Raw genomic sequence first — 1339 nt, forward strand, 5'->3', positions numbered from 1 at the left:
GAGTGTTTAAATAATTATGTGTAAATAGAAAAATAAGCAATTGAAAAGGGAAAGCCTCTCCCTTATGATAGTTAGCAACCACACTCACTTCATAGGACATAGGAGGCTTTCCCCATGACTCAGTTTAACAAAGAAATTATGGCAGCACTAGCACAAAAGCAAGATTTGGACGAAGTTTTTCGGCAACATTTGGAAACGGCCATCAATGATTTAATGCACGAGGAACTTTCATCGTTCCTCGGTTATGAACCCTACGACCGCCAAGGCTTTAACAGCGGCAATTCACGCAATGGGCATTATCTGCGAACCTTTAAAACTAAGTATGGGGAACTAAACTTGGAGGTTCCACGCGACCGAAATGGCGCCTTTAATACGCAAACTATTCCAAGCTATCAACGCCAAACGGATGGTTTAGAAGCCACGGTTGTCCAGCTCTACGAAAAAGGGATTACCACTAGTGAGATCGCGGATTTGATTGAGAAAATGTATGGTGCTCATTACACACCACAAACGGTTTCAAACCTCACGAAGGTCGTTGACCAACAGGTCAACGCCTTCAAGACGCGCCCTCTAGCGAGTCGTTACGCAGTCATTTATGTGGACGCAACATACTTACCTCTGCGCCGGGACTCAGTGGCTAAAGAAGCCGTGCATATCGCCATTGGCATTCGACCAAATGGTATGAAAGAGGTCCTAGCATACCAAGTCGCTCCAACTGAATCCAGTACCGTTTGGGAAGAGCTTCTCGTGGACATTCAGCAGCGTGGTGTAAAAGAAGTCCTCTTATTCGTGGCCGATGGCTTAGTCGGCCTTACCAACACAATTGGTGACCACTTCCCTAAGGCTAAGCTCCAGCAGTGCCTGATCCACGTCAGTCGGAACATTGAAGCTCACGTTCGAACTAAGGACCGACAAGAGGTCCTTAACGACTTCAAACTGATCCATCAAGCAGCTACCATGGACGACGCAAAACAGGCCTTAGCTGACTTCATAGACAAGTGGCAAAAGGCGTATCCAAAAGTAACGGGCAAGCTAGAAAATAATCCTCATCTCTTGACCTGTTTCACTTTTCCAGCTGCGATACGCAGTAGCATCTACAGCACAAATCTCATTGAATCATTCAACAAGAAGCTAAAACGGCAGACAAAGAAGAAAGAACAATTTCCAAATGAACCAGCACTAGAACGCGTTCTGGTCACAGTTATTCGTGACTACAACGGCCAAAATTTTGAGCGAACGCATCGAGGTTTCAAGCAAATTCAAGATACGTTAGAATCCATGTATTAGAAGCTAGCTAATGGGAGAGGACTTCCATTTACACAAAAAATTTGACACTCCC

Annotated in this window: 1 protein-coding gene; it reads left to right on the forward strand. The window is 45.0% G+C overall.

Annotated features, from left to right (window positions below; genetic code table 11):
- The first annotated feature begins 114 nt into the window (after positions 1-114).
- Complete coding sequence (locus EKM87_RS12330) at positions 115-1287, forward strand: IS256 family transposase (protein ID WP_057879063.1); 1173 nt, start codon at positions 115-117, stop codon at positions 1285-1287.
- Positions 1288-1339 lie beyond the last annotated feature (52 nt).

Source organism: Levilactobacillus yonginensis, assembly GCF_003946265.1.
Taxonomy (GTDB): domain Bacteria; phylum Bacillota; class Bacilli; order Lactobacillales; family Lactobacillaceae; genus Levilactobacillus; species Levilactobacillus yonginensis.

Excerpts from the sequence above, each read along its gene's own strand:
- EKM87_RS12330 (WP_057879063.1), top strand. The coding sequence starts at position 115 with ATGACTCAGTTTAACAAAGAAATTATGGCAGCACTAGCACAAAAGCAA.